The 19,008-nt window shown below is 76.7% G+C and carries 20 protein-coding genes; 7 read left to right on the top strand and 13 right to left on the bottom strand.

Annotated elements, in window-relative coordinates:
- Positions 1–5: 5 nt before the first annotated feature.
- The 3 genes from ligD to ACI79X_RS05005 all read right to left on the bottom strand — a co-directional run bounded on the left by ligD (position 6) and on the right by ACI79X_RS05005 (position 2,842).
- On the bottom strand, positions 6–965 hold the full coding sequence (gene ligD / locus ACI79X_RS05015) for a non-homologous end-joining DNA ligase (protein WP_457024318.1): 960 nt from the start codon (positions 963–965) through the stop codon (positions 6–8).
- 29 nt (positions 966–994) lie between these two features.
- Positions 995–2,050, bottom strand: a complete 1,056-nt coding sequence (gene ku / locus ACI79X_RS05010) for a non-homologous end joining protein Ku (RefSeq protein ID WP_457024317.1) — start codon at positions 2,048–2,050, stop codon at positions 995–997.
- Positions 2,051–2,191: 141 nt separating this feature from the next.
- Positions 2,192–2,842 (bottom strand): DUF1360 domain-containing protein, encoded by a 651-nt coding sequence (locus ACI79X_RS05005; protein WP_457024316.1) that lies wholly within the window; start codon positions 2,840–2,842, stop codon positions 2,192–2,194.
- A gap of 143 nt (positions 2,843–2,985) precedes the next feature.
- On the opposite strand from ACI79X_RS05005, the gene ACI79X_RS05000 reads away from it, so the two are divergent.
- Together ACI79X_RS05000 and ACI79X_RS04995 are read left to right on the top strand one after the other, a co-directional pair.
- Positions 2,986–3,495 (top strand): hypothetical protein, encoded by a 510-nt coding sequence (locus ACI79X_RS05000; RefSeq protein WP_457024315.1) that lies wholly within the window; start codon positions 2,986–2,988, stop codon positions 3,493–3,495.
- A 288-nt stretch (positions 3,496–3,783) separates the two neighbouring features.
- Positions 3,784–4,182: an STAS domain-containing protein gene (locus tag ACI79X_RS04995; protein ID WP_457024314.1), complete on the top strand. Its 399-nt coding sequence runs from the start codon at positions 3,784–3,786 to the stop codon at positions 4,180–4,182.
- A 174-nt stretch (positions 4,183–4,356) separates the two neighbouring features.
- Here ACI79X_RS04995 and ACI79X_RS04990 read toward each other — a convergent pair whose 3' ends face one another.
- Positions 4,357–5,367, bottom strand: a complete 1,011-nt coding sequence (locus ACI79X_RS04990; RefSeq protein WP_457024313.1) for a DNA topoisomerase IB — start codon at positions 5,365–5,367, stop codon at positions 4,357–4,359.
- A 47-nt stretch (positions 5,368–5,414) separates the two neighbouring features.
- Positions 5,415–7,226 (bottom strand): SpoIIE family protein phosphatase, encoded by a 1,812-nt coding sequence (locus ACI79X_RS04985; protein WP_457024312.1) that lies wholly within the window; start codon positions 7,224–7,226, stop codon positions 5,415–5,417.
- 277 nt (positions 7,227–7,503) lie between these two features.
- On the opposite strand from ACI79X_RS04985, the gene ACI79X_RS04980 reads away from it, so the two are divergent.
- Together ACI79X_RS04980 and ACI79X_RS04975 are read left to right on the top strand one after the other, a co-directional pair.
- Entirely contained in the window at positions 7,504–8,001 is a 498-nt protein-coding gene (locus tag ACI79X_RS04980) for an ATP-binding protein (protein ID WP_457024311.1), read from the top strand.
- Entirely contained in the window at positions 7,998–8,966 is a 969-nt protein-coding gene (locus tag ACI79X_RS04975) for an RNA polymerase sigma factor SigF (RefSeq protein ID WP_457024310.1), read from the top strand. The genes ACI79X_RS04980 and ACI79X_RS04975 overlap by 4 nt, the downstream gene beginning before the upstream one ends.
- A 36-nt stretch (positions 8,967–9,002) precedes the next feature.
- Here ACI79X_RS04975 and ACI79X_RS04970 read toward each other — a convergent pair whose 3' ends face one another.
- Complete coding sequence (locus ACI79X_RS04970; RefSeq protein ID WP_457024309.1) at positions 9,003–10,187, bottom strand: SPFH domain-containing protein; 1,185 nt, start codon at positions 10,185–10,187, stop codon at positions 9,003–9,005.
- A 73-nt stretch (positions 10,188–10,260) separates the two neighbouring features.
- The gene (locus ACI79X_RS04965; protein WP_457024308.1) at positions 10,261–10,701 is read right to left on the bottom strand and encodes an NfeD family protein; all 441 of its coding nucleotides are present in this window, start codon (positions 10,699–10,701) and stop codon (positions 10,261–10,263) included.
- A gap of 77 nt (positions 10,702–10,778) precedes the next feature.
- Here ACI79X_RS04965 and ACI79X_RS04960 point away from each other — a divergent pair, with 77 nt between their 5' ends.
- The gene (locus tag ACI79X_RS04960; RefSeq protein WP_457024307.1) at positions 10,779–11,516 is read left to right on the top strand and encodes a hypothetical protein; all 738 of its coding nucleotides are present in this window, start codon (positions 10,779–10,781) and stop codon (positions 11,514–11,516) included.
- Positions 11,517–11,556: 40 nt separating this feature from the next.
- On the top strand, positions 11,557–12,210 hold the full coding sequence (locus tag ACI79X_RS04955; RefSeq protein WP_457024306.1) for a hemerythrin domain-containing protein: 654 nt from the start codon (positions 11,557–11,559) through the stop codon (positions 12,208–12,210).
- On the opposite strand, the gene ACI79X_RS04950 is transcribed toward ACI79X_RS04955, so the two are convergent.
- The 5 genes from ACI79X_RS04950 to ACI79X_RS04930 all read right to left on the bottom strand — a co-directional run bounded on the left by ACI79X_RS04950 (position 12,191) and on the right by ACI79X_RS04930 (position 16,848).
- Positions 12,191–13,054 (bottom strand): class I SAM-dependent methyltransferase, encoded by an 864-nt coding sequence (locus ACI79X_RS04950; RefSeq protein WP_457024305.1) that lies wholly within the window; start codon positions 13,052–13,054, stop codon positions 12,191–12,193. The two genes, ACI79X_RS04955 and ACI79X_RS04950, sit on opposite strands and share 20 nt — an antisense overlap.
- Positions 13,055–13,137: 83 nt before the next feature.
- On the bottom strand, positions 13,138–14,259 hold the full coding sequence (locus tag ACI79X_RS04945) for a ferrochelatase (protein ID WP_457024304.1): 1,122 nt from the start codon (positions 14,257–14,259) through the stop codon (positions 13,138–13,140).
- 55 nt (positions 14,260–14,314) lie between these two features.
- Positions 14,315–15,088, bottom strand: coding sequence for an enoyl-ACP reductase FabI (fabI, locus tag ACI79X_RS04940; protein ID WP_457024303.1), 774 nt, complete (start codon positions 15,086–15,088; stop codon positions 14,315–14,317).
- A complete protein-coding gene (gene fabG, locus ACI79X_RS04935) occupies positions 15,088–15,792 on the bottom strand; it encodes a 3-oxoacyl-[acyl-carrier-protein] reductase (RefSeq protein ID WP_457024302.1) in 705 nt (234 codons plus the stop codon). The genes fabI and fabG overlap by 1 nt, the downstream gene beginning before the upstream one ends.
- A gap of 84 nt (positions 15,793–15,876) precedes the next feature.
- Complete coding sequence (locus tag ACI79X_RS04930) at positions 15,877–16,848, bottom strand: patatin-like phospholipase family protein (RefSeq protein WP_457024301.1); 972 nt, start codon at positions 16,846–16,848, stop codon at positions 15,877–15,879.
- Positions 16,849–16,903: 55 nt separating this feature from the next.
- Here ACI79X_RS04930 and ACI79X_RS04925 point away from each other — a divergent pair, with 55 nt between their 5' ends.
- Entirely contained in the window at positions 16,904–17,107 is a 204-nt protein-coding gene (locus ACI79X_RS04925) for a zinc-ribbon domain-containing protein (RefSeq protein WP_073420226.1), read from the top strand.
- 3 nt (positions 17,108–17,110) lie between these two features.
- Here ACI79X_RS04925 and ACI79X_RS04920 read toward each other — a convergent pair whose 3' ends face one another.
- Positions 17,111–19,006 (bottom strand): BTAD domain-containing putative transcriptional regulator, encoded by a 1,896-nt coding sequence (locus ACI79X_RS04920; RefSeq protein WP_457024300.1) that lies wholly within the window; start codon positions 19,004–19,006, stop codon positions 17,111–17,113.
- Between the last annotated feature and the right edge of the window lie 2 nt (positions 19,007–19,008).

Genomic DNA, 19,008 nt, shown 5'->3' with positions numbered 1-19,008 from the left:
CCCCCTCACGGGGACCACTCCACGACGACGTCGTCCACGTCGAGGTCCTCGCGCAGCCCCCGCCACGCAGGGTGGCGCATCCGGCCGTCGGCGGTCCACGCCGCGAAGGCCACCTCGCCGACCAGGTCCGGCTCGGCCCACCGCGCGTCGCGGGCGACGTCGCGGGGCAGCGCGTCGGCGAACGGCGAGGTGCGGCGCGGGGTGAGCGCCGCGCCGAGGTCGCGCAGCATGGCGTCGGTGAAGCCGGTGCCCACGTGGCCGGCGTAGACCAGCCGCCCGTCGTCGTCGTGGACGCCGACCAGCAGCGAGCCCACTCCCCCGGCCCGCCGGCCCTTGCCCGGCCGCCAGCCGCCGACGACGACGCTCTGCATGCGGACGTGTTTGACCTTGCGCCACTCCGGCGCGCGCACACCGGGGCGGTAGGGCGAGTCGAGCCGCTTGGCCACCACGCCCTCGAGGCCGTTGTCGCGGCTGGCGGCGTGGACGTCCCCGCCGCCGCCGCGGAACCACGGGGTGGTCACCCACCGGTGCCCCTGGGCGCCGAGCGCGTCGAGGTGCTCGCGCCGCTCGGTCCAGGGCAGGTCGAGCAGGCTGCGCCCGCCGACGGCGAGCACGTCGAAGACGAGGTAGGTGACCGGCGCGGCGGCGGCCAGGCGGGCCACCTCGGCGCCGCCGGTGCGGTGCATCCGGCCCTGCAGCAGGCCGAAGTCGGGCCGGCCGAGCCGGTCGAGGGCCACCACCTCGCCGTCGACGACGACGTCGGCCCGCGCGAGCCCCTCGGGAACGCGACCAAGTTCGGGATAACGGTCGGTGATCGGGGTGCCGCTGCGCGCCCACAGCTCCGCCCGACCCCCGCGGACCGCGGTGACCGCGCGGACGCCGTCCCACTTGAACTCGTAGCCCCACTCCCGGTCCTGCGCGCGGGGCGGCAGCTCACCGGCGACGGCGAGCATCGGCCCCGGCACGGGGGGCTCGGGGAGGGCGGGGCGCACCGTCAGGCGCTGCGCCGCGAGGTGCGCTTGGCCGGCTCCTTCTTCGCCGCGGTGACCTTGCGGGCGCGGGTCGTGCGGGCCGGCGGCTCCTCGGCGACGGCCTCCTCCGCCGGCGCCTTCCTGGCCGCCGCCTTCCTGGCCGGCGCCTTCTTGGCCGGCGCCTTCTTCACGGGCGCCCGCCTCGCCGGCGCGGGCTCGTCGTCGGCTGCGGCGGTGCGGGCCCGGCGGCGGGGCGCCGGCGCGGGCTCGGCCTCGCCGTCGTCGGAGTCGCCGTCGGCGGCCGCTCCCCCGCGGGCCCGCTCGACGCTGCGCCGCAGCGCGCTCATCAGGTCGACCACGGCCGCGCCGGGGTCGGCGGTCTCGGGCACCGGCTGGACCTCGCCGCCGCTGGCCTTGGCCTCCAGCAGCGCGGTCATGGCCTCGCGGTAGTCGTCGGTGAACTCGGTCGGGTCGAACTCGCCGGTCATGGAGCCGATGAGCGCCTCGGCCATCTGCAGCTCCTGCGGGCGCACCGACACGTCCTCGTCGAGGAAGCCGAAGTCGGGACGGCGGATCTCGTCGGGCCAGCGCATCGTGTGCAGGACCAGCACGCCGTCCTTGACCCGCAGTGCGGCCAGCGACTCGCGCTGCCGCAGCGCGATCTTGGTGATGGCGACGCGGCCGGTGTTCTCCAGTGCGTCGCGCAGCAGCACGTAGGGGCGCGTGGCCGGGCCGTCGGGCTCCAGGTAGTAGGTCTTCTCGTACTGCACCGGGTCGATGTCGCCCTGGTCGACGAACTGCAGGACCTCGATCTCGCGGCGGGTGGCCAGCGGCATCTCGGCGAGGTCGTCGTCGGTGAGGATCACCAGCTGGCCGTCGGGGAGCTCGTAGCCCTTGGCGATGTCGCCGTACTCGATCTCCTCGCCGTCGATCGAGCAGACCCGCTTGTACTTGACCCGCCCGCCGTCGGCGGCGTGCACCTGGTGGAAGCGGACGTCCTTGTCCTCGGTCGCCGTGTACAGCTTCACCCCGATGCTGACCAGGCCGAACGAGACCGCGCCGCGCCAGATCGAGCGCATGTCCACTCCCCTTCCCCGGGCCGATCCGGGCTCCGCGGCCGCGGGGCGGCCGGCCCGCAGGATAGGTGCGGACCGGGCCGCTCAGCAGCACGGATGCCGGTCTTCTCCTCCGCCCGGGGGAAGCGGGCGCCCCTCCTGTCCTCAGGCCTGCTCGGCGTGCCGGCCGGCCGTGTCGTCCTGCTCGCCGTCCTGCAAGCCGTCCTGCTCGCCGTCCTGCTCGTCGTCCTCCTCGTCATCGTCCTCCCCGCCGCCGGTGACGCTGCTCTGCAGCGCGTCGTAGGCGAACTGGAGGACGTCCGAGCCCGCCACCATCGTCATCGTCAGCGCCGCCAGCCGGGTCGCGCGCGGCGCGGCCACGTAGCTGAAGACGAACGCGGTCCCCACCCACTGCGCCAGGCAGAACGGGCAGGTGACCAGCTCGCCGACGGCGTGCTTCCAGCCGTGCTCCACGCGCAGGTCCTCGGCGAGCTCCGCCTCGCCCGAGGCGCCCTGGAAGCGGGCGAAGGGCGCGCGCAGCGGGCTGGTCACCGGGTCCTTGGCGATCCGGCGGGCCAGCCGGAACGTGCCGACGGTGAGCAGGAGGGCGTCGCCGAGCGGGATGCGGGAGGGCAGCTCGCGGCCGGAGGCCCGCACGACGGCGGCGCCCGCGGCCACGGCGGCGCTGTAGACCCCCATCGCGCCGAGGAAGCCGCCGAGCGGGCGGTCCTCGTCGCCGTTGTAGCCGCGCTCCTGGTCCTGCGCCCAGCGGCGGACCGGTTCGATGGTCCGCTGCACCTCGTCGGGGATCGCCATGGCCGCCCGCTACCCGGTCGTGCACCGCCTCATGCCGTGAGGGGAGCAACGCGCCTGCCCGCATGGCCCGGCGGGCGGCGGGTAGGCGAAGGACAGCCCGCCGCCGGGACCCCTGTCCCGTCGGCCCGAGAGGAAGGGACCCCGTGACCGAGAACAGCGGTGCGCTGCACTCCGCCCAGAACGACGCCGACTTCCCCGACGACGAGCGCGGCCTCACCGGCACCCCTGACGACGCCCGTGCCCCGCGCACCGAGGGCCAGACCGCCCGGGACGTGTTCCCCGAGGACGAGGGCATCCCGGAGGTCGCCCAGGACGACTCGCCGACCATGCAGTCGGCCGAGGACCCCGAGTTCGCGCCGCTGCCCGGCGAGGACCCCGGCGCCGTCCTCGACACCGGCACCACCGCCTACGAGCAGCAGGCCGGCGAGTCGCTGAGCGGGCGGCTGGACCGCGAGGTGCCCGACGTGCAGCCCGGCGTCCGCCCCGCCGAGGACCCGCAGGCCGCCGCGATGCAGCTGGAGCAGGACACCTCCACGACCTTCGACAGCGACTCGGGCACCAACAAGACCGCCGACGACGTCGAGGCGACCGCCGACGTCCGCGCCGGTGGCGAGGGCCCCGAGGAGTCGGCCGTCCACGTGATCGACTCCTGAGGCCCCGGGTGCCCGCCGGCCCTCCCCGGCGGACACCCGCTCGGACGCACCTCCTCACCCGATCCGCCGACCGGCCCGGGCACCCGCCCGGGCTGGTTGGCGGTCTGCCATCCGGTTGTCTACGTTGGGCGTGCGGTTGAGCAGGCAGCCGCACGCGCCGCCCGGCCGACCGCCGGCGGCGCTCCCAGGACCGCGTGGCAGACGGGGGCGACGACACCCCCGGCCCGCGCGGCGGTAGATTGACCGGTGGCCGCCCGATCGGCGTGGCCACTGAGAGGAGCTGTGTCCGTGACCGCATCCGACCTGCCCGCCGGGGGGCAGCACGACGTGTCGAACGAGGGCACGGAGGCACCCTTCGACGACGTGATCACCCTCTCGACCTCCACCGGTGAGGACGGCGCGGTCACGGTGACGGTCGTCGGCGAGGTCGACACCTTCACCGCCCCGGTGCTGCGCTCCTCGCTGGACACCCAGCTCGAGCAGCAGCCCCGCGAGCTGGTCATCGACCTGTCCGGCGTCCAGTTCCTCGGCTCGGCCGGCCTGGCCGTCCTCGTCGAGACGCAGAAGTCCGCGCGCGCCCGCGAGGTCGACCTGCGCCTGGTCGCCACCACCCGGGCGGTCACCCGCCCGCTGGAGGTCACCGGCCTGATCGACCTGTTCACCATCGTGGACAGCAGCGCCCGCTGACCCGACCTCCGCACCACCCCGCGAGGCCCCGCTCCGGCGGGGCCTCGCGGCGTCTCCGGGCCCGTTCCCGGCGGGCCGCCTAGGCGGACAGCAGCCGCCGGGAGGACCCCTGCCCCCACCGCTCGCACGCTCGCGGCGGGACCCTGCAGGGGGCCGACCAAGCGGACAGGGAGACTAAGCGGACAGGAGACGACACACGGCCTGCTCGAGCACCTTCTGGGTGTCCCGGGTGCCCTCGGAGTCGGCCAGGTCCGCGAGGGCCTCGGCCACCGTCTCGCCGTGCTCGTACCGGTCGACCACCCGCGGGTCGACGTAGCTGGCCTTGCACACCGCCGGGGTGTTGCCGAGGTGCTCGGACACCCGCACGTAGGCCTCGCGGATCGTCTTGTTGCGCGCCGTCTTGTTCCTCGGCGCGGGCTGCTCGGCCAGGGCGGCGGCCATCATCACCGTGGCGTTCCACGTCCGGAAGTCCTTGGCGGTGATCTCCGCGCCGCTGACCTCCTTCAGGTAGGCGTTGATCTCGTCGCTGGTGACGTCGCGCCAGCTGCCGTCCTCGAGCTGGTAGGCCAGCAGCTCGTCGCCGGCGTCGTCGGGCCGCTCCAGCAGCTGGCGGACGACGGTCGCCGTCGGGCGGTCGGTGATCTCGACCTCCCGCTCGATGCCGCCCTTGGCGGTGTAGCGGAAGTAGGTGCGCTCGCCGCGGACGGAGACGTGCTCCCGGCGCAGCGTCGCCAGCCCGTAGGTGCCGTTCTCCTCGGCGTACTCCTCGCTGCCGATGCGGAACGTGCCGAGGTCGAGCAGCCGCAGCGCGCAGGCGAGCACCCGCTCGCGGTTGGGTCCGCGGGTGCGCAGCGCGGCGGCCACCCGCTCGCGGACGTCGGGCAGCTCGGAGGCGATGGCCAGCACCCGCTCGTGCTTCTCGGCGTCGCGGCGGGCCCGCCAGGCGTCGTGGTAGCGGTACTGGCGCCGCCCGGCGGCGTCGAGGCCGGTGGCCTGGATGTGCCCGTTGGGCCACGGGCAGATCCAGACGTCCTTCCACGCGGGCGGGATCGCGATGCCCTTGATGCGGTCGAGCCGCTCGGGGTCGCGGATCAGCGCGCCGGTCTCGTCGCGGTAGGAGAAGCCGCGGCCGGCCCGGCGCCGGGTCCAGCCGGGGCCGTGCACGTCGCTGCGCCGGAGTCTCACGCCCCGTGGATGGGCACCTAGAGGGTCCCGTAAACGGGGACCACCCGTCAGCGCAGCTCGACCAGCCGTTCCAGCCCGCTGACCTCGAGGATGTGCCGGGTCACCCCGCCGTCCGGGGCGTGCACGACCAGCCGCCACCCCTCGGCCTCGGCGATCGCGGCCACGGCGAGCACCACCCGCACGGCGGCGCTGCTGAAGAGGGTCACCTGCGCGAGGTCGAGCTCGACCCGGACGGTGCCGCCGTGGCTGGCCTCGAGCAGCCGGATGCGCAGCTGCTCGGCGCTGACCATGTCGACGTCGCCGGCCGCCCGCACCACCGGGCTGCCGCCGTCGCGGTCGACGACGATGCTCGCGTCGGTGCCGCCCGCCGGGTGCTCGGGTTCCTCGTCAGGCGTCTGCCGCAGCCGGGTGCGCAGCGTGACCGTGGTGCCGTGCTCGCCGCGCACGACCATGCCGTCGACGAGCTGGCGCATGATCAGCAGCCCGCGGCCGCGGTCGCCGGGGTCGCGGTCCGGCGGCCGCCAGGTGCCCTCGTCGTGGACGGTGACGGTGAGGACGCCGTCCACGTCGACCGCCGCCGTCACCCGCATCGGCCCGGGCTCGGTGCCGCGGTAGGCGTGCTCGGCGGCGTTGGCGCAGGCCTCCCCCACGGCCACCATCACCCCGACCCGGTCCTGCTCGCCCATGCCGAGGGCGGTGAGCCAGGCGGACAGCCGCCGGCGCACGGCCGGGAGCGCGGCGGGCACCGCGGTGAGGTCGAGGTGCAGCGGCTCCACCGAGCGCGCCCGGCGGTGGGCGACCAGGACGGCGACGTCGTCGGGCCGGCCGTCGCCGGTGAGCAGCCCGTCGGCGATGCGCGCGGCCAGCCCGGCCACCGCCTCGGCGTCGAGCGCGTCGGGGTCGGCGAGCGCGGCCCGGGCCACCGCGGTGAGCCGGCCGAGGCCCTCCGACGGCGGCGGCCCTGGCGCGGCGACGGCGCCGTCGGAGTAGAGGACCAGCGTGGCGCCGGGCTCGAGCTCGGCGCGGGCGACCGGGGTGGCCGCACCGGGCAGCGTGCCCAGCGGCGGGCGGGCGGTGACCGGCAGGTAGCTCGTGCCGCCGTCGGCGTGCACCAGCAGCGGCGCGGGGTGCCCGGCGGCGGCGAACGACAGCGCCCCGGTGGCGGCGTCGAGCACCGCGTAGAACACCGAGGCGCCTTGCACGTCCTCCATCTGGGCGGCGAAGTCGTCGAGCGCGCCGAGCACCGCGGCCGGGGCGGGGTCGCGCAGCGCGCTGGAGCGCATGGCCCCGCGCAGCCGGCTCATCGCGGCCGCCGCCGGGACCCCGGAGCCGACGGCGTCGCCGATGACCAGGGCCAGCCGGCCGTGGCCGAGGGAGACGACGTCGTACCAGTCGCCGCCGGCGGCGCGCTCGGAGGTGGCGGGGTGGTAGCTGCCCGACAGCCGGACGTCGGGCAGCAGCGGGAGGGAGGGCGGCAACAGCGAGTGCTGGGCCTCCGCGACGACGTCGGGCGGGGTCTCGCCGTCACCGGGCAGCGGCCCCGCGCCCTCCGGGCCCTCGACGACCAGCACCGCGCCGGGGTCGTCGCCGGCCGCCAGCGGGCGGACCGACACCGTCACCGCGGGACCGCCGTGCACCAGGGACCCACTGAGGGTCTCCGGCCGGCCGGTGCGCAGCACGCTGGCCACGATCTCCGCGACCGGGCGGCCGCCCACCACGGGCAGGTCGTCGGGTGCCGGGCCGAGCTCGCGAGCGCGGGCGTTGGCCCAGACGGTGTGCTGCTCCGGGCCGGTCACGAACCACAGCGCCGACGGCGCGTCCTCGAGCGCCGCGACCAATGCCGCCGGGCCCTCGTCCACGACGGGACGGGGCCCCGGCGGCGCGCTCCCCTGGCTGGCGTTCATCCGGGACCAGTCGACAACAGGAGCCGGGGCCCGGCAACCGCACCCCGTCCCTCTGGAGCGGCGTTTGCCCGCCAGCGGCGCGGGGTAGCCCCCGCCGCTGGCGGCGGAGCGGGTGGAGGCCCGCGCCCCGCCCGGCGCCGGGAGGACCCCGGCGGGCAGACTGGTCCCGGTCGCCGTCGTCCCGCCTCCGGCGGGCGGGCGGCCGAGGCGGACGATGAGGAGCAGACGACGCATGGCGGACCCGAGGAGTGCCCTCGCCCAGGACGGGCGGCGCGCCGAACGACTGGAACTGCGCGTGCCGAGCACGCCGACCCAGCTCCCCGCGGTGCGGGCGATGGCCGGTGACCTGGCCATCCGCATGGACTACGACCTCGACTCGGTCGAGGACCTGCGCCTGGCCGTCGACGAGGCCTGCGCGACCCTCGCCTCGGTCGCCCTCGGCGACGCACCGCTGACCGTCGTGTTCGAGACCACCCGCAGCGGCCTGCACATCGACGCGTGGGTGCCCACCGCCGAGGGGACCGACGTCCCGCGCGACGGCTTCGGCTGGACGGTGCTGCAGACCCTCGCCGACAACGTCGAGGGCCGTCCCGCCACCCAGGCGACGGTGCCGGCCGGCGACGGCAGCGACTCCGCCGTCGCCGTCATCTCCATGGACAAGTACCTGCCCGGGCAGCGCCCCGGTGAGCTCGCCGGCCACCTGGACAGCGACCTCTCGGTCGCCCCGTGACGTCCGCCGCCGCCGGCAGCCGGGCCGTCGAGGAGGACCCTCTGCACGACGACACGGAGACCCCCGAGGACGCGACCCCCGAGGACACGACCCCCGAGGACACGACCCCCGAGGACACGACCGACGCCGAGGACGCGCCCGCGGTCAGCGCGACCCCGGCCACCGACCGGCTCACCGCGGAGTCCGACAGCCCCCCGGTCTCGGACAACCGGCGCCGCGCCGAGCGCACCGCGCCGCTGTTCGCCGAGCTCGCGACGCTGGAGAAGGACGACCCGCGGCGCGAGCGGCTGCGCGAGATCCTGGTCGAGGAGCACCTGCCCCTGGTCCGGCACTTCGCCCGCCGGTTCAGCAACCGCGGCGAGCCGTTCGACGACCTGCTGCAGGTCGGCACGCTGGGGCTGATCGCGGCCATCGACCGGTTCGACCCGAACCGCGGCGTGGAGTTCCTCTCCTTCGCCGTGCCCACGATCACCGGCGAGATCAAGCGACACTTCCGCGACCAGGGCTGGTCGGTGCGGGTGCCGCGCCGGCTGCAGGAGCTGCACCTGTCGCTGAACTCCGCCGTCGGCGAGCTGGCGCAGAAGAACGGCCGGGCGCCGACGCCGTCGGAGCTCGCCGAGCACCTGGGCATCCCGCGCGAGGAGGTCCTCGAGGGGCTGGCGGTGGCCAACGCCTACCGCAGCAGCTCGCTGGACGAGCGGCTCTCGGGCGAGGACGACTCCCCCACGCTGGCCGCCACCCTCGGCGAGGAGGACGCGGCGCTGGAGGGCGTGGAGTACCGCGAGTCGCTGCAGCCGCTGCTGGCCACCATCCCGGCCCGCGAGCGGCGCATCCTCATCCTGCGGTTCTTCGGGAACATGACCCAGTCGCAGATCGCCGCCGACATCGGCATCTCGCAGATGCACGTGTCCCGGTTGCTCAGCCAGACCCTGGCCAAGCTCCGCGAGGGCCTGCTCAAGGACTGACGGGGTCGTGCGCCCCCGCGCGGGAGCACGACCCCGTCAGGCCGGCGGCTCCTCGTCGCGCCGGGCCACGCCGTTCTCGGCGGCGCGGGCCAGGTCGGTCGTGGGCGGCAGCTGCGGGGAGGGCACGGCCGGCCCCTCGTCGGCGATGCTGCTCATCTCGATGCGTGCCTCGGGCTGCGCGGCGGCCGGCGGCAGCCGCGACTCGAACCAGCTGCTGGTGTCGATCGGCCGCGACGGCGCACCGCCGTCGCCCGGTGCCGGGACGTCGAGGAACGAGCGGCTCTCGCCGTCTCCCCCGCCGAGGCGGGACAGCCCCTCCAGCGCCTTGCTGAACTCACTCGGGACGATCCACATCTTGTTCGCGTCGCCCTGGGCGATCTGCGGCAGCGTCTGCAGGTACTGGTAGGCCAGGAGGCCCTGGTCGGGCTTGCCGTCGTGGATGGCCTGGAACACCGTCTCGATCGACTTCGCCTGTCCCTGCGCCTGGAGGAACAGCGCGGCCCGCTCACCCTCGGCGCGCAGGATCCGGCTCTGCCGCTCGGCCTCCGCCTCGAGGATCGCCGCCTGCTTGCGGCCCTCGGCCGACAGGATGGCCGAGGCCTTCTGCCCCTCGGCGGTGGTGATCGCCGACTGCCGCGCACCCTCGGCCTGCAGGATGATCGCCCGCTTGTCGCGGTCGGCGCGCATCTGCTTCTCCATGGAGTCGCGGATCGAGGGCGGCGGGTCGATCGCCTTGATCTCGACGCGCGCCACCCGCAGCCCCCACGGGCCGGTGGTGCCGTCGAGGACCTCGCGCAGCTGGCTGTTGATCCCGTCGCGCCCGGTGAGCGCGCCCTCGAGGTTGAGCCCGCCGACGACGTTGCGCAGCGTCGTCGTGGTCAGCTGCTCCATGCCGGTGATGTAGTTCGCGATGCCGTACACGGCCAGCCGCGGGTCGGTGACCTGGAAGTAGACGACGGTGTCGATGCCGACCTGCAGGTTGTCCGAGGTGATCACCGGCTGCGGCGGGAACGAGACCACCTGCTCGCGCAGGTCGATGGTGGCCCGCACCCGGTCGACGAAGGGCACGAGGAACGACAGGCCCGGCGAGAGCGTGCGGCTGTAACGACCGAGGCGCTCGACCACCTTGGCCTGGGCCTGCGGGACGATCGTCACCGCCTTGGCCGCCACCACCAGGAACAGCACGACGACGACGATCAGGGCGATCAGGGCAGGGCTCACGGGCGGCCTCCGGGTCTCGGTCGTGGGACCTCATGATCCCCGGTCCTGCGGCCCCGCAGGTGACGGAGCGGCGTCAGTGTCCGGCGAACGCCTCGCCCACCACCGCGGTCGCGCCGTCGACCTGCAGGATGCGGACGGTCGTGCCGACCTCGAAGGTGTCGTCGAACTCCGCGCGGGCGGTCCACTCGTCGGCGCCCACCTGGATGCGGCCACTGGAACGACCGACCTGCCGGGTGACGACGGCGGTGCGGCCCACCAGCGTCTGGACGCCGTCGATCTGCTCCGGCGTCCGCCGCTCCAGGTGCGCCTTGGCGATCGGCCGCACGCTCGCGATGAGGAACGCCGAGACCGCGAGGAAGGCGATCAGCTGGACGGGGACGCCTCCACCTGCCAGGGCCACGGCCGCGCCGCCCAGCGCCCCGCCGGCGAACATGAGCAGGACCAGGTCGAGGCTGACGATCTCGCCGGCGGTGAACAGCCCCGCGGCGACCAGCCAGAGCACCCACGCAGCCATGCCGCCAGTCTCCCAGACGGCGGGCGCCGCAGCGGCGGCCCGGACGCGGGGGCGCCACCGCCACGTAGCCTCGCGGCGTGCACGAGCTCCTCGCGGGCCGGTTCGCGGTCTGGGCGACCGCGTGGCTGACCGGCCGCACCTCCACCGACGAAGCGCTGGACGCGCTGGCCGACGACCGCGCCCACCAGGTGACCGGGATGCCCGGGGCGCCGGGCACGGTGCCGCTGGGCTGGGCGCTCACGGCGCTGCGCGGGCTCGGCGAGCGGCGGGTCCGGCTGGTGCTGCCGGTGCCCGGCGACGTCCGCGGGCTGCCGCGGGCGCCGGGCCTCGCGGCGCTGGCCCTGGAGGCCGGCCAGGCGGCGGTGGGCGACCGGGTGGCGCTGGTGCCCGAGGCCGCCGGCCCGGAGGTGGTGTCCTGGACGGCGGTGGACCTGGCCGGCGTCCCGCCGGCGCCGCCGCCGGTGGAGGGCTCGCTGCGCGCGGTGTCCGGGGCGCTCGACCTCGCCGTCGGCGACGCCGCCCGCACCCTGGCCCGCCTCGACCTCGCCCGCTGGCACCCCGAGGTGCCGGCGTTGCTGAGCAGCATGGCCGGCGCGCAGGCGCCGGGCCTGCCGCCGGACACCGACCCGCTGGCGCTGTCGGTGCTGGCGCGCGCGCAGCGGCTGTCCCGGGTGCTGGACCTCGCGATGGCCGACACCCCGGGCGGCGCGGTCACCCAGGGCCAGGCCGCCGCCCGCGACCACGCGCTGCGCCCGCTGGCCGACGCCGTCCGCGAGGCCACCGTCGCCGCCCACAACGCCGTCCCGCGCTCCTGACCGCCCGCCGGCGGCCGTCCCGGCGCTACGGTGCGCGGGCATGACGGCGCCGACGATGAACGGCCTGATCCACAACGCGGTCCGCCGTGACCTCGACCGGCTGGCCGCCGCGCTGGAGGTCTGGCCCGAGGGCGACCGGGCCCGCGCAGCGGGGCTGGGGCGGGCCTTCGCCAACCTGCGCCGCGAGCTCACCCACCACCACGAGGGCGAGGACGCCCACGTCTGGCCCTTCCTCGCCGGCACCGGCGTGGCGCGCGAGCTGCTCGACGAGATGGAGGACGAGCACGCGGCGATGTCGGCCGCCCTGGCGCAGACCGACGACGCGCTGACCGCCCTGGCCCGCACCGGGTCGGCGGCCGACGCCGCGGCGGCCCGGGCCAGCGTCGGGCGCACCCGCGAGGTCGTGGGCGCCCACCTCGACCACGAGGAGCGCGAGCTCGAGCCGCTGCTGGCCGGGCACGAGGGGACCGCGGAGTGGCGGGCGGTCACCGGGCGGCTGCGGCACCGCTCCCCCTCCGACGCGGGCTCGTTCTTCGCCTGGCTGACCGACGGGATCAGCGACGGCGACCGGGCGGTGCTCCGGGCCACCGTCCCCGCGCCGGTGACCGGCGTGCTGTCGGCGGTGTTCGGCCGGCGCTACGCGCGCACGGTCGCGCCGGTGTGGCGGGAGGCGGTCACGCCCGGCGCGCGGTGACCAGCCAGGCGGCCGAGCCCAGCTCGACGCCGCCCGGTCCGGCGTGGGCCGCCATCCGGCGGCGCAGGTCGGCGACCGCGCCCTCCCGGGCGGCGTCGTCGAGGCCGTCGAGCATCCAGCCGGCCAGGCCCAGGACGAAGCCGACGGCATCGTCGGCGTCGGCGCCGAACCACTCCGGCTCGGCGAGACCCTCGACCTCCACCTGAGCGTGACCCGCATCGGCCAGCACCCTGCGGATGCGCGCCGGATCGGCCAGGGAGAACGGCCCGGGCGCGTCCGGCGGCGGCACCGGCAGAGGGCGCCCGGCGGCCAACGCCCCCAGGATCTCGGTCATCCACTCGTTGGCCTCCAGCGCTTGCCACACCAGCAGGACCAGCCGGCCGCCGGGCACCAGCGCCCGGCCGACGTTGGCCAGCGCCGCCACCGGGTCGGCGAAGAACATCGCGCCGGTGCGGCTGACCGCCACGTCGAAGGACGCCGGCGGGAAGGCGGCCACCTGCGCGTCGGCCTGCTCGAACCGGGCGCCGTCGACGCCCTCCTCGGCGGCCCGCCGCCGGGCCACCTCGAGCATCGCCGCGGACAGGTCCACCCCGAGGGCGGAGCCGGTGATCCGGGCGGCAGCGCGGGTGGTGGCCCCGGTGCCGCAGCCGACGTCGAGGACCCGGTCGCCCGGGCGGAGCTCCGCCGCGGCGAGGAAGGCGGCGTCGTAGCGGGCCACCGCCCGGTCGAAGCGGTCGGCCTGGGCAGCCCAGAACGCGCCCTGCGCGCCGTCCCAGGCACCCAGCTGCGCGGCGTTGGCGGGAGCGACCTCGATCGCCGGCCCAGGGACCGTGTCAGGGGTCATGGCATCCCGTCCTCGTCCGGCCCCCGGTGCACAGACGTTCCACCCGGGGGCCGGGGCCCGTCAACGGGGTCGGCGTCGCCTGGTCAGGCGGGGCGGGCCGCCGGCCGCTGGACGAAGCAACACGCGGCCGGGCAGTCGGTGCCCAGCCGGGGCTCGCCGCCGGCGCGCCGCTCCTGCAGCAGCTCGCGCACCATCGCCACGAACGCCGGGTGGGTGCCGGCCGTCCCGGCCCGGACGAACGCCAGCCCGAGCTCCTCGGCGGTCTCCTTCGCCTCGTTGTCGAGGTCCCAGATCACCTCGAGGTGGTCGCTGACGAAGCCGACGGGGAACAGCACGACCGCCGTCTCGCCGTTCTCGTGCAGCGCGCGCAGGTGGTCGTTGACGTCGGGTTCCAGCCACGGCACCGACGGCGGGCCGCTGCGCGACTGCCAGACCAGGTCGAAGGCGCGGCCCGGCTCGACGGCGTCGACGACGGCGCGCGCGGCGGCCAGGAGCTCGTCCTCGTAGGCGTGCCCGTCGGGGCCGGCCACCTCGGCCATCGCGTCGGGGATGGAGTGCGCGGTGGCCACCAGGCGGGCGGTGGCGCGGTGCTCCTCGGGGAGCTGCGCGAGGGCGGCGGCGAGCGCGTCGGCGTTGGCCCGCACGAAGCCGGCGCCGTCGAAGTAGTGCGGCAGCTTCTCCGCCGTCGGGCCCCCGCCGGTGGCGATCCGGGCCCGGGCGACGTCCTCGTGGTACTGCCGGCAGCCGGAGTAGGAGGCGTAGGCCGACGTCGCGAGCACGTAGGCGTGCTCGACGCCGTCGTCGGTCATCTGCTGCCAGACGTCCTCGACGTAGGGGTCCCAGTTGCGATTGCCCCAGTAGACAGGCAGGTCGACGCCGTTCGCGGCGAGGTCCTCGCGGATCGCGGCGACCAGGGCCTCGTTCTGCTCGTTGATCGGGCTGACGCCGCCGAAGTGGTGGTAGTGCTCGGCGACGTCGAGCAGCCGCTCGCGCGGGACGCCGCGGCCGCGGGTGACGTTCTCCAGGAACGGCATGACGTCGTCGCGGCCGCGGGGGCCGCCGAAGGACAGCACCAGCAGCGCCTCGCGGCGGCCGGGCGGGGCAGGCGTGGCCGAGGGCTGCGCGCCCCCGTTGTTGCGGACGGCCAGCGAGGGGTCCTCGTCGGGTCGCTGGCCGGGGTTCAGGTCGACGGTCGCGCGGGGCACGTGCTCTCTTCCTGTGCGCCGGGAGGCGCGGATGCGGGACGGACGGTGGGACCCGTCACACGCCCACGGCGTGGAACCCGCCGTCGACGTGCACGATCTCGCCGGTGGTGGCGGGGAACCAGTCCGACAGCAGGGCGACGACGGCCTTGCCGGCGGGCTCGGTGTCGGTGACCGACCAGCCCAGCGGCGCGCGGCCCTCCCACGCCTCCTCGAACCGGGCGCTGCCCGGGATGGACTTCATGGCCATGCTGCGCAGCGGGCCCGCGGCGACGATGTTGGACCGCACGCCCTCGGGGCCGAGCTCGCGGGCGACGTAGCGGCTGACCGACTCCAGCGCCGCCTTCGCCGCGCCCATCCAGCCGTAGACCGGCCAGGCGACCGACGCGTCGAAGGTGAGCCCGACGACCGAGGACGGGTTGGCCAGCAGCGGCCGGCAGGCCTGGGTGAGCGAGGCGTAGGACCACGAGGACACCTGGAACGCGGTCGCCGCGTGCTCCCAGGCGACCTCCGGGAAGCCCTCCCCCATCGCCTCCTGCGGCGCGAAGCCGATGGAGTGCACGACGCCGTCGAGGGTGTCGAAGCCCGCCTCGCGCAGCCGGCCGGCCAGCGAGTCCAGGTGCCCGGTGTCCGTCACGTCGAGCTCGACGACGGCCGCCTCCTGCGGCAGCCGCTTGGCGATCCGCTGGCACAGCGACAGCGCGCGGCCGAAGTTCGACAGCACCACGGTGGCGCCCTGCTCCTGGGCGATCCGCGCCGTGGCGAAGGCGATCGACGCCTCGGTCAGCACGCCGGTGACGAGGACCTTCTTGCCCTCGAGAATGCCGCTCATCAGTGCCCCATCCCCAGTCCGCCGTCGACCGGGACGACCGCCCCGGTGACGTATCCGGCCGCGTCGCTCGCGAGGAAGCGGACGACGGCGGCGATCTCGTCGGCCTCGGCGTACCGCCCCAGCGGCACCTGCCCGAGGATCTCCTGCTGCCGCTTCTCGGGCAGCTCCGCGGTCATGTCGGTGCGCACGAAGCCCGGCGCGACGACGTTCGCGGTGATGTTGCGGCTGCCGAGCTCGCGGGCGATCGAGCGGGCCAGGCCCACCAGCCCCGCCTTGCTCGCCGCGTAGTTGGTCTGGCCGGCCGAGCCGAGCAGCCCGACGACCGAGCTGATGAACACGATCCGCCCCGACCGGGCGCGCACCATCTTCGGCACCGCGCGCCTGGTCACGCGGTAGGCGGCGGTGAGGTTGGCGTCGAGGACGTCGGTGAAGTCGTCCTCCTTCATGCGCATGAGCAGCCCGTCGCGGGTGATGCCGGCGTTGCTCACCAGCACCTCCACCGGGCCCTGGTGCTCCTCGACCTCGGCGAACGCGCGGTCGACGGCCCCGGCGTCGGTGACGTCGCACCGCACGCCGAACAGCCCGTCGGGGGCGCCGCTGCCGCGGTGGGTGACGGCCACCGCGTCGCCCTGCTCGGCGAAGGAGCGGGCGATGGCCAGCCCGATCCCCCGGTTGCCGCCGGTCACCAGCACCGACCTGCCCACGTGCACCCCCTGCGCCGACGTCCCGTCCAGGGGACGAACCTAGTCGCTGGACGCCGGTCACACCCGGGCGGACGGGGAGCGGGGTCAGTCCCGGCCGGCCGCCCTGCGCAGCAGACCGGCGACCTCCGGGGAGGCGGCGTGCTCGCCGGCCCGCAGGAACGACTGCTGCAGGACCTCGTCGAGGCGCTCGCGCGACATCATGTCCGCGCCCATGACCTCCTGCTCGGCCGCGCCGGGGGTGAACACGACGGTGCGGATCCCGGCCCCCTCCAGGGCGCGCACCTCCCGGTCGAGCTGCCGCTGGGAGTAGCGGCGCATGGCGGCGGTGAGGTCCTGCCGCCAGCCCGGCGAGCCGCTCATCGGGGCGACCACCACGACGACGTCGACGCCGGTGCCGCGCAGCACCGCCGCGTTGGTGGCCGAGTGGACGCCGCCGTCGACGTAGGCGTGCCGGCCGATCTGCACCGGCGTGAAGTAACCGGGCACCGCGCAGGAGGCGGCGACGGCGAGGTGCACCGGCGCCGGCGGCGAGCCGGGCCGGCCGAAGACGACGCGGCGGCCGTCGCGGCGGCGCACCGCGGTGATCCACAGGCGCTCGGGCCAGCCGGCGCCCTCGACCTCCCGCAGCGCGCCGAGCTGGGACACGATGTCGTGCCGGCCGGGGGCGAGCAGGGTCATGCCCGCGGCCAGCGGGCGGAAGCGCCACGGGCGGGTCAGCGCCCGGGCGACCAGCGGCGGCCCGGGCAGCCGCATCGGCCGGCGGAACACGTCGAGCGGGCGGAACGGCGCGAGCTCGGGCACCTCGGTGGTGGCGATGGTGCGCAGCACGCCGTCGTCGCCGGACAGCGGCGCCTTCACCGTCCACGCGGCGAGGTCCTCCGGGGAGACGCCGGCGCGCAGCAGGGTGCCGGTGATCGACCCCGCGGAGGTGCCCACGACGACGTCGGCGGTGCGGGCGTCCCAGCCCGCGTCGTGCTGGAGCACCGCCAGCACGCCCGCGTGGTAGGCCTGCCCCACCACGCCGCCCCCGCCCAGCACCAGCCCCACCCGCGCCACGGGAGGAGGGTCGCACGCGCGGCGGCCCCCGACACCGCGTCCCTACGCTGGCGGGATGTTCCTCCTCTTCGGGTTCGGCACCAAGCAGAAGGTCCTCGGGCCGGGCGAGGTCCGCACCTGCCCGCGCTGCGGCAACACGACGCAGTGGACACGCATCCGGCAGTTCCGCCAGTTCTCGCTGTTCTTCGTGCCGGTGGCGCGCTGGCGGCGGGAGACGCTCGAGGTCTGCGGGGTCTGCGGCACCGCCGTGCAGGTCTGACGCTCAGCCGAGCAGCGCCAGCGTCTCCCCCACCGGCCCGGCGGTGAGCAGGCCGCTGCCGGCGGCGAGCTCCTCCGCGGCCGGCGCCAGTGCCTCCGCCGCCCGCCGGGCCAGGTCCCGGTCGCCGGTCGCCGCAGCGGCCCGCCCGGCGAGCACCCACAGCGCCTCGAGCAGCAGCCCCGGCGGCGGGTCGGGCAGCCCGCGCAAAGCCGCCGCGGCCTCGCCGTCGCGGCCGTCGGCGAGCAGCAGGTGCGGCCGCACCCAGGGCGCGTGGGGGCCGGCGTCGCCCTCCTCCCGCGCGGGCTCGCCCCGGCTCACCCGCAGGCAGGTGAGCGCCAGCGGCACCAGGCCGGCGGCCACCCCGGGCATCCCGGAGGCCGCCACCCGCTCCAGCGCGGCGCGCAGCCCGTCCTCCGGGCCGCCCGCGGTCACCCGGCGCAGCGCCCGCCAGGCGCCGGTGAACACCGCGGCCAGCGGCCGCTCGCCGACGACGGCGAGGCGGTCGAGGACGTCGGCGTGCGCGGCGGCGCCGCCGAGGTCGCCGAGCGCGGTGCGGGCCTGCAGCCGCACGAGGTGGCCGAGGACGAGCGCGTCGTCGAGGCCCGCCCGCTCGGCCAGCGCCACCACCTCCGCGCCGATCGCGTCGCGCGCGGCGGCCAGGCCGGCGCGGGCGCAGGTGTGCAGGTAGACCGCGCCGAGCGCGGAGGCGAGCAGCGCGGGGTCACCGGCCGCGCGGGCGATCTGCTCCGCGGCGCGGGCGGCGGCGGGCCCGCGGTCGCCGGGCAGCCCGCGGGACTCGACCGCGACCGTGGTGAGCAGCCGGGCGCGCAGCGGGGCGGGGGCGTCCTCCGGCAGCCGGCGCAGCGCCCGCTCGGCGGCGGCCACGAGCCGCGCCGAGCCCTCCGGGTCGTCGGAGCGGGGCCACACCGAGGGGACGTCGAAGCTGCCGACGACGCGGGCGGTGAGCAGCGGGTCGCCGGTCTCCTCGGCCGCGGCGACCGTGGCCAGCCGCTGCTCGCGGGCGGCGGCGAGGCCGGCCGCGCCGCTGACGGCGAGCGCGCGCAGCAGCGTCACCGACGACTCCAGCCGGGCCCGCGAGCCCGGCGCGACGGCGCCCTCCCAGCTGCGGGCCGCCCGCGACCACACCGCGTCGGCGGTCCGGCGGTCCAGCGCCGGGTCGCGCCGGAGCACCTGCCCCTCCAGCTCGGCGAGCCGCGCGCCCGGGTCGAGGCCGAGCTCGCCGGCCAGCCGGGCGCGGGCGCGGCGCAGCACGGCGAGGGCGTCGGGGGCGCGGCCGGCGCGGTAGAGGGCCAGCGCGAGCAGCCGCCAGCCCTCCTCCCGCCACGGCGAGCCGGTGACGTGCGCGTCCAGCCGCGCGACGGCGGCGGCCGGGCGGTCGAGGTCGAGCAGGGCGGCGGCCGACCGCTCGACGGCGGTGGCGTGCAGCTCGGCCCACCGCGCGCGGTCGGGCGCCGCCCACGGCCGGTCGCCGACGTCGGCCAGGGCCGGGCCGCGCCAGGCGGCGAGCACCGCCTCGAGGGCCGGGAGGTCGGCCGGGCCGGCCAGCGTGCGCTCGACGTCCCAGGCGTCCACGGCGACGCCGCGCAGCGCGTAGCCGGGGCCCTCGGTGACCAGCAGCCGGGCGGGGGTGCGCGGCGGGCGGCCCGGCTCGAGCCCGCGGCGCAGCGCGGCGACGAAGGTGCGGACGGCGGCGACCGCGCCGTCGGCCGGGACCTCCCACAGGTCGTCGACGAGCACCGCCAGCGGGACGACGCGGCCGCGGGCGACCACCAGCCGGGCCAGCAACTCGCGGTGCCGCGGGCCGCCCAGGGGCAGCGCGCGGCCGGCGGCGTCGCGGGCCTCGACGGGCCCGAGCACGCCGATGCGCACGCCGCTCATCG

Source organism: Geodermatophilus sp. SYSU D01119 (assembly GCF_054049975.1).
The sequence above is the reverse complement of the archived record's forward strand: the minus strand, read 5'-3'. Positions and strand labels throughout refer to the sequence as shown.

Coding starts and splice junctions, on each gene's coding strand:
- fabI (WP_457024303.1), bottom strand. CDS start 15,088: ATGAGCGGCATTCTCGAGGGCAAGAAGGTCCTCGTCACCGGCGTGCTG.
- ACI79X_RS04920 (WP_457024300.1), bottom strand. CDS start 19,006: ATGAGCGGCGTGCGCATCGGCGTGCTCGGGCCCGTCGAGGCCCGCGAC.
- ACI79X_RS04925 (WP_073420226.1), top strand. CDS start 16,904: ATGTTCCTCCTCTTCGGGTTCGGCACCAAGCAGAAGGTCCTCGGGCCG.
- ACI79X_RS05005 (WP_457024316.1), bottom strand. CDS start 2,842: ATGGCGATCCCCGACGAGGTGCAGCGGACCATCGAACCGGTCCGCCGC.
- ACI79X_RS04955 (WP_457024306.1), top strand. CDS start 11,557: ATGACGGCGCCGACGATGAACGGCCTGATCCACAACGCGGTCCGCCGT.
- ku (WP_457024317.1), bottom strand. CDS start 2,050: ATGCGCTCGATCTGGCGCGGCGCGGTCTCGTTCGGCCTGGTCAGCATC.
- ACI79X_RS04965 (WP_457024308.1), bottom strand. CDS start 10,701: ATGGCTGCGTGGGTGCTCTGGCTGGTCGCCGCGGGGCTGTTCACCGCC.
- ACI79X_RS04980 (WP_457024311.1), top strand. CDS start 7,504: ATGGCGGACCCGAGGAGTGCCCTCGCCCAGGACGGGCGGCGCGCCGAA.
- ACI79X_RS04950 (WP_457024305.1), bottom strand. CDS start 13,054: ATGACCCCTGACACGGTCCCTGGGCCGGCGATCGAGGTCGCTCCCGCC.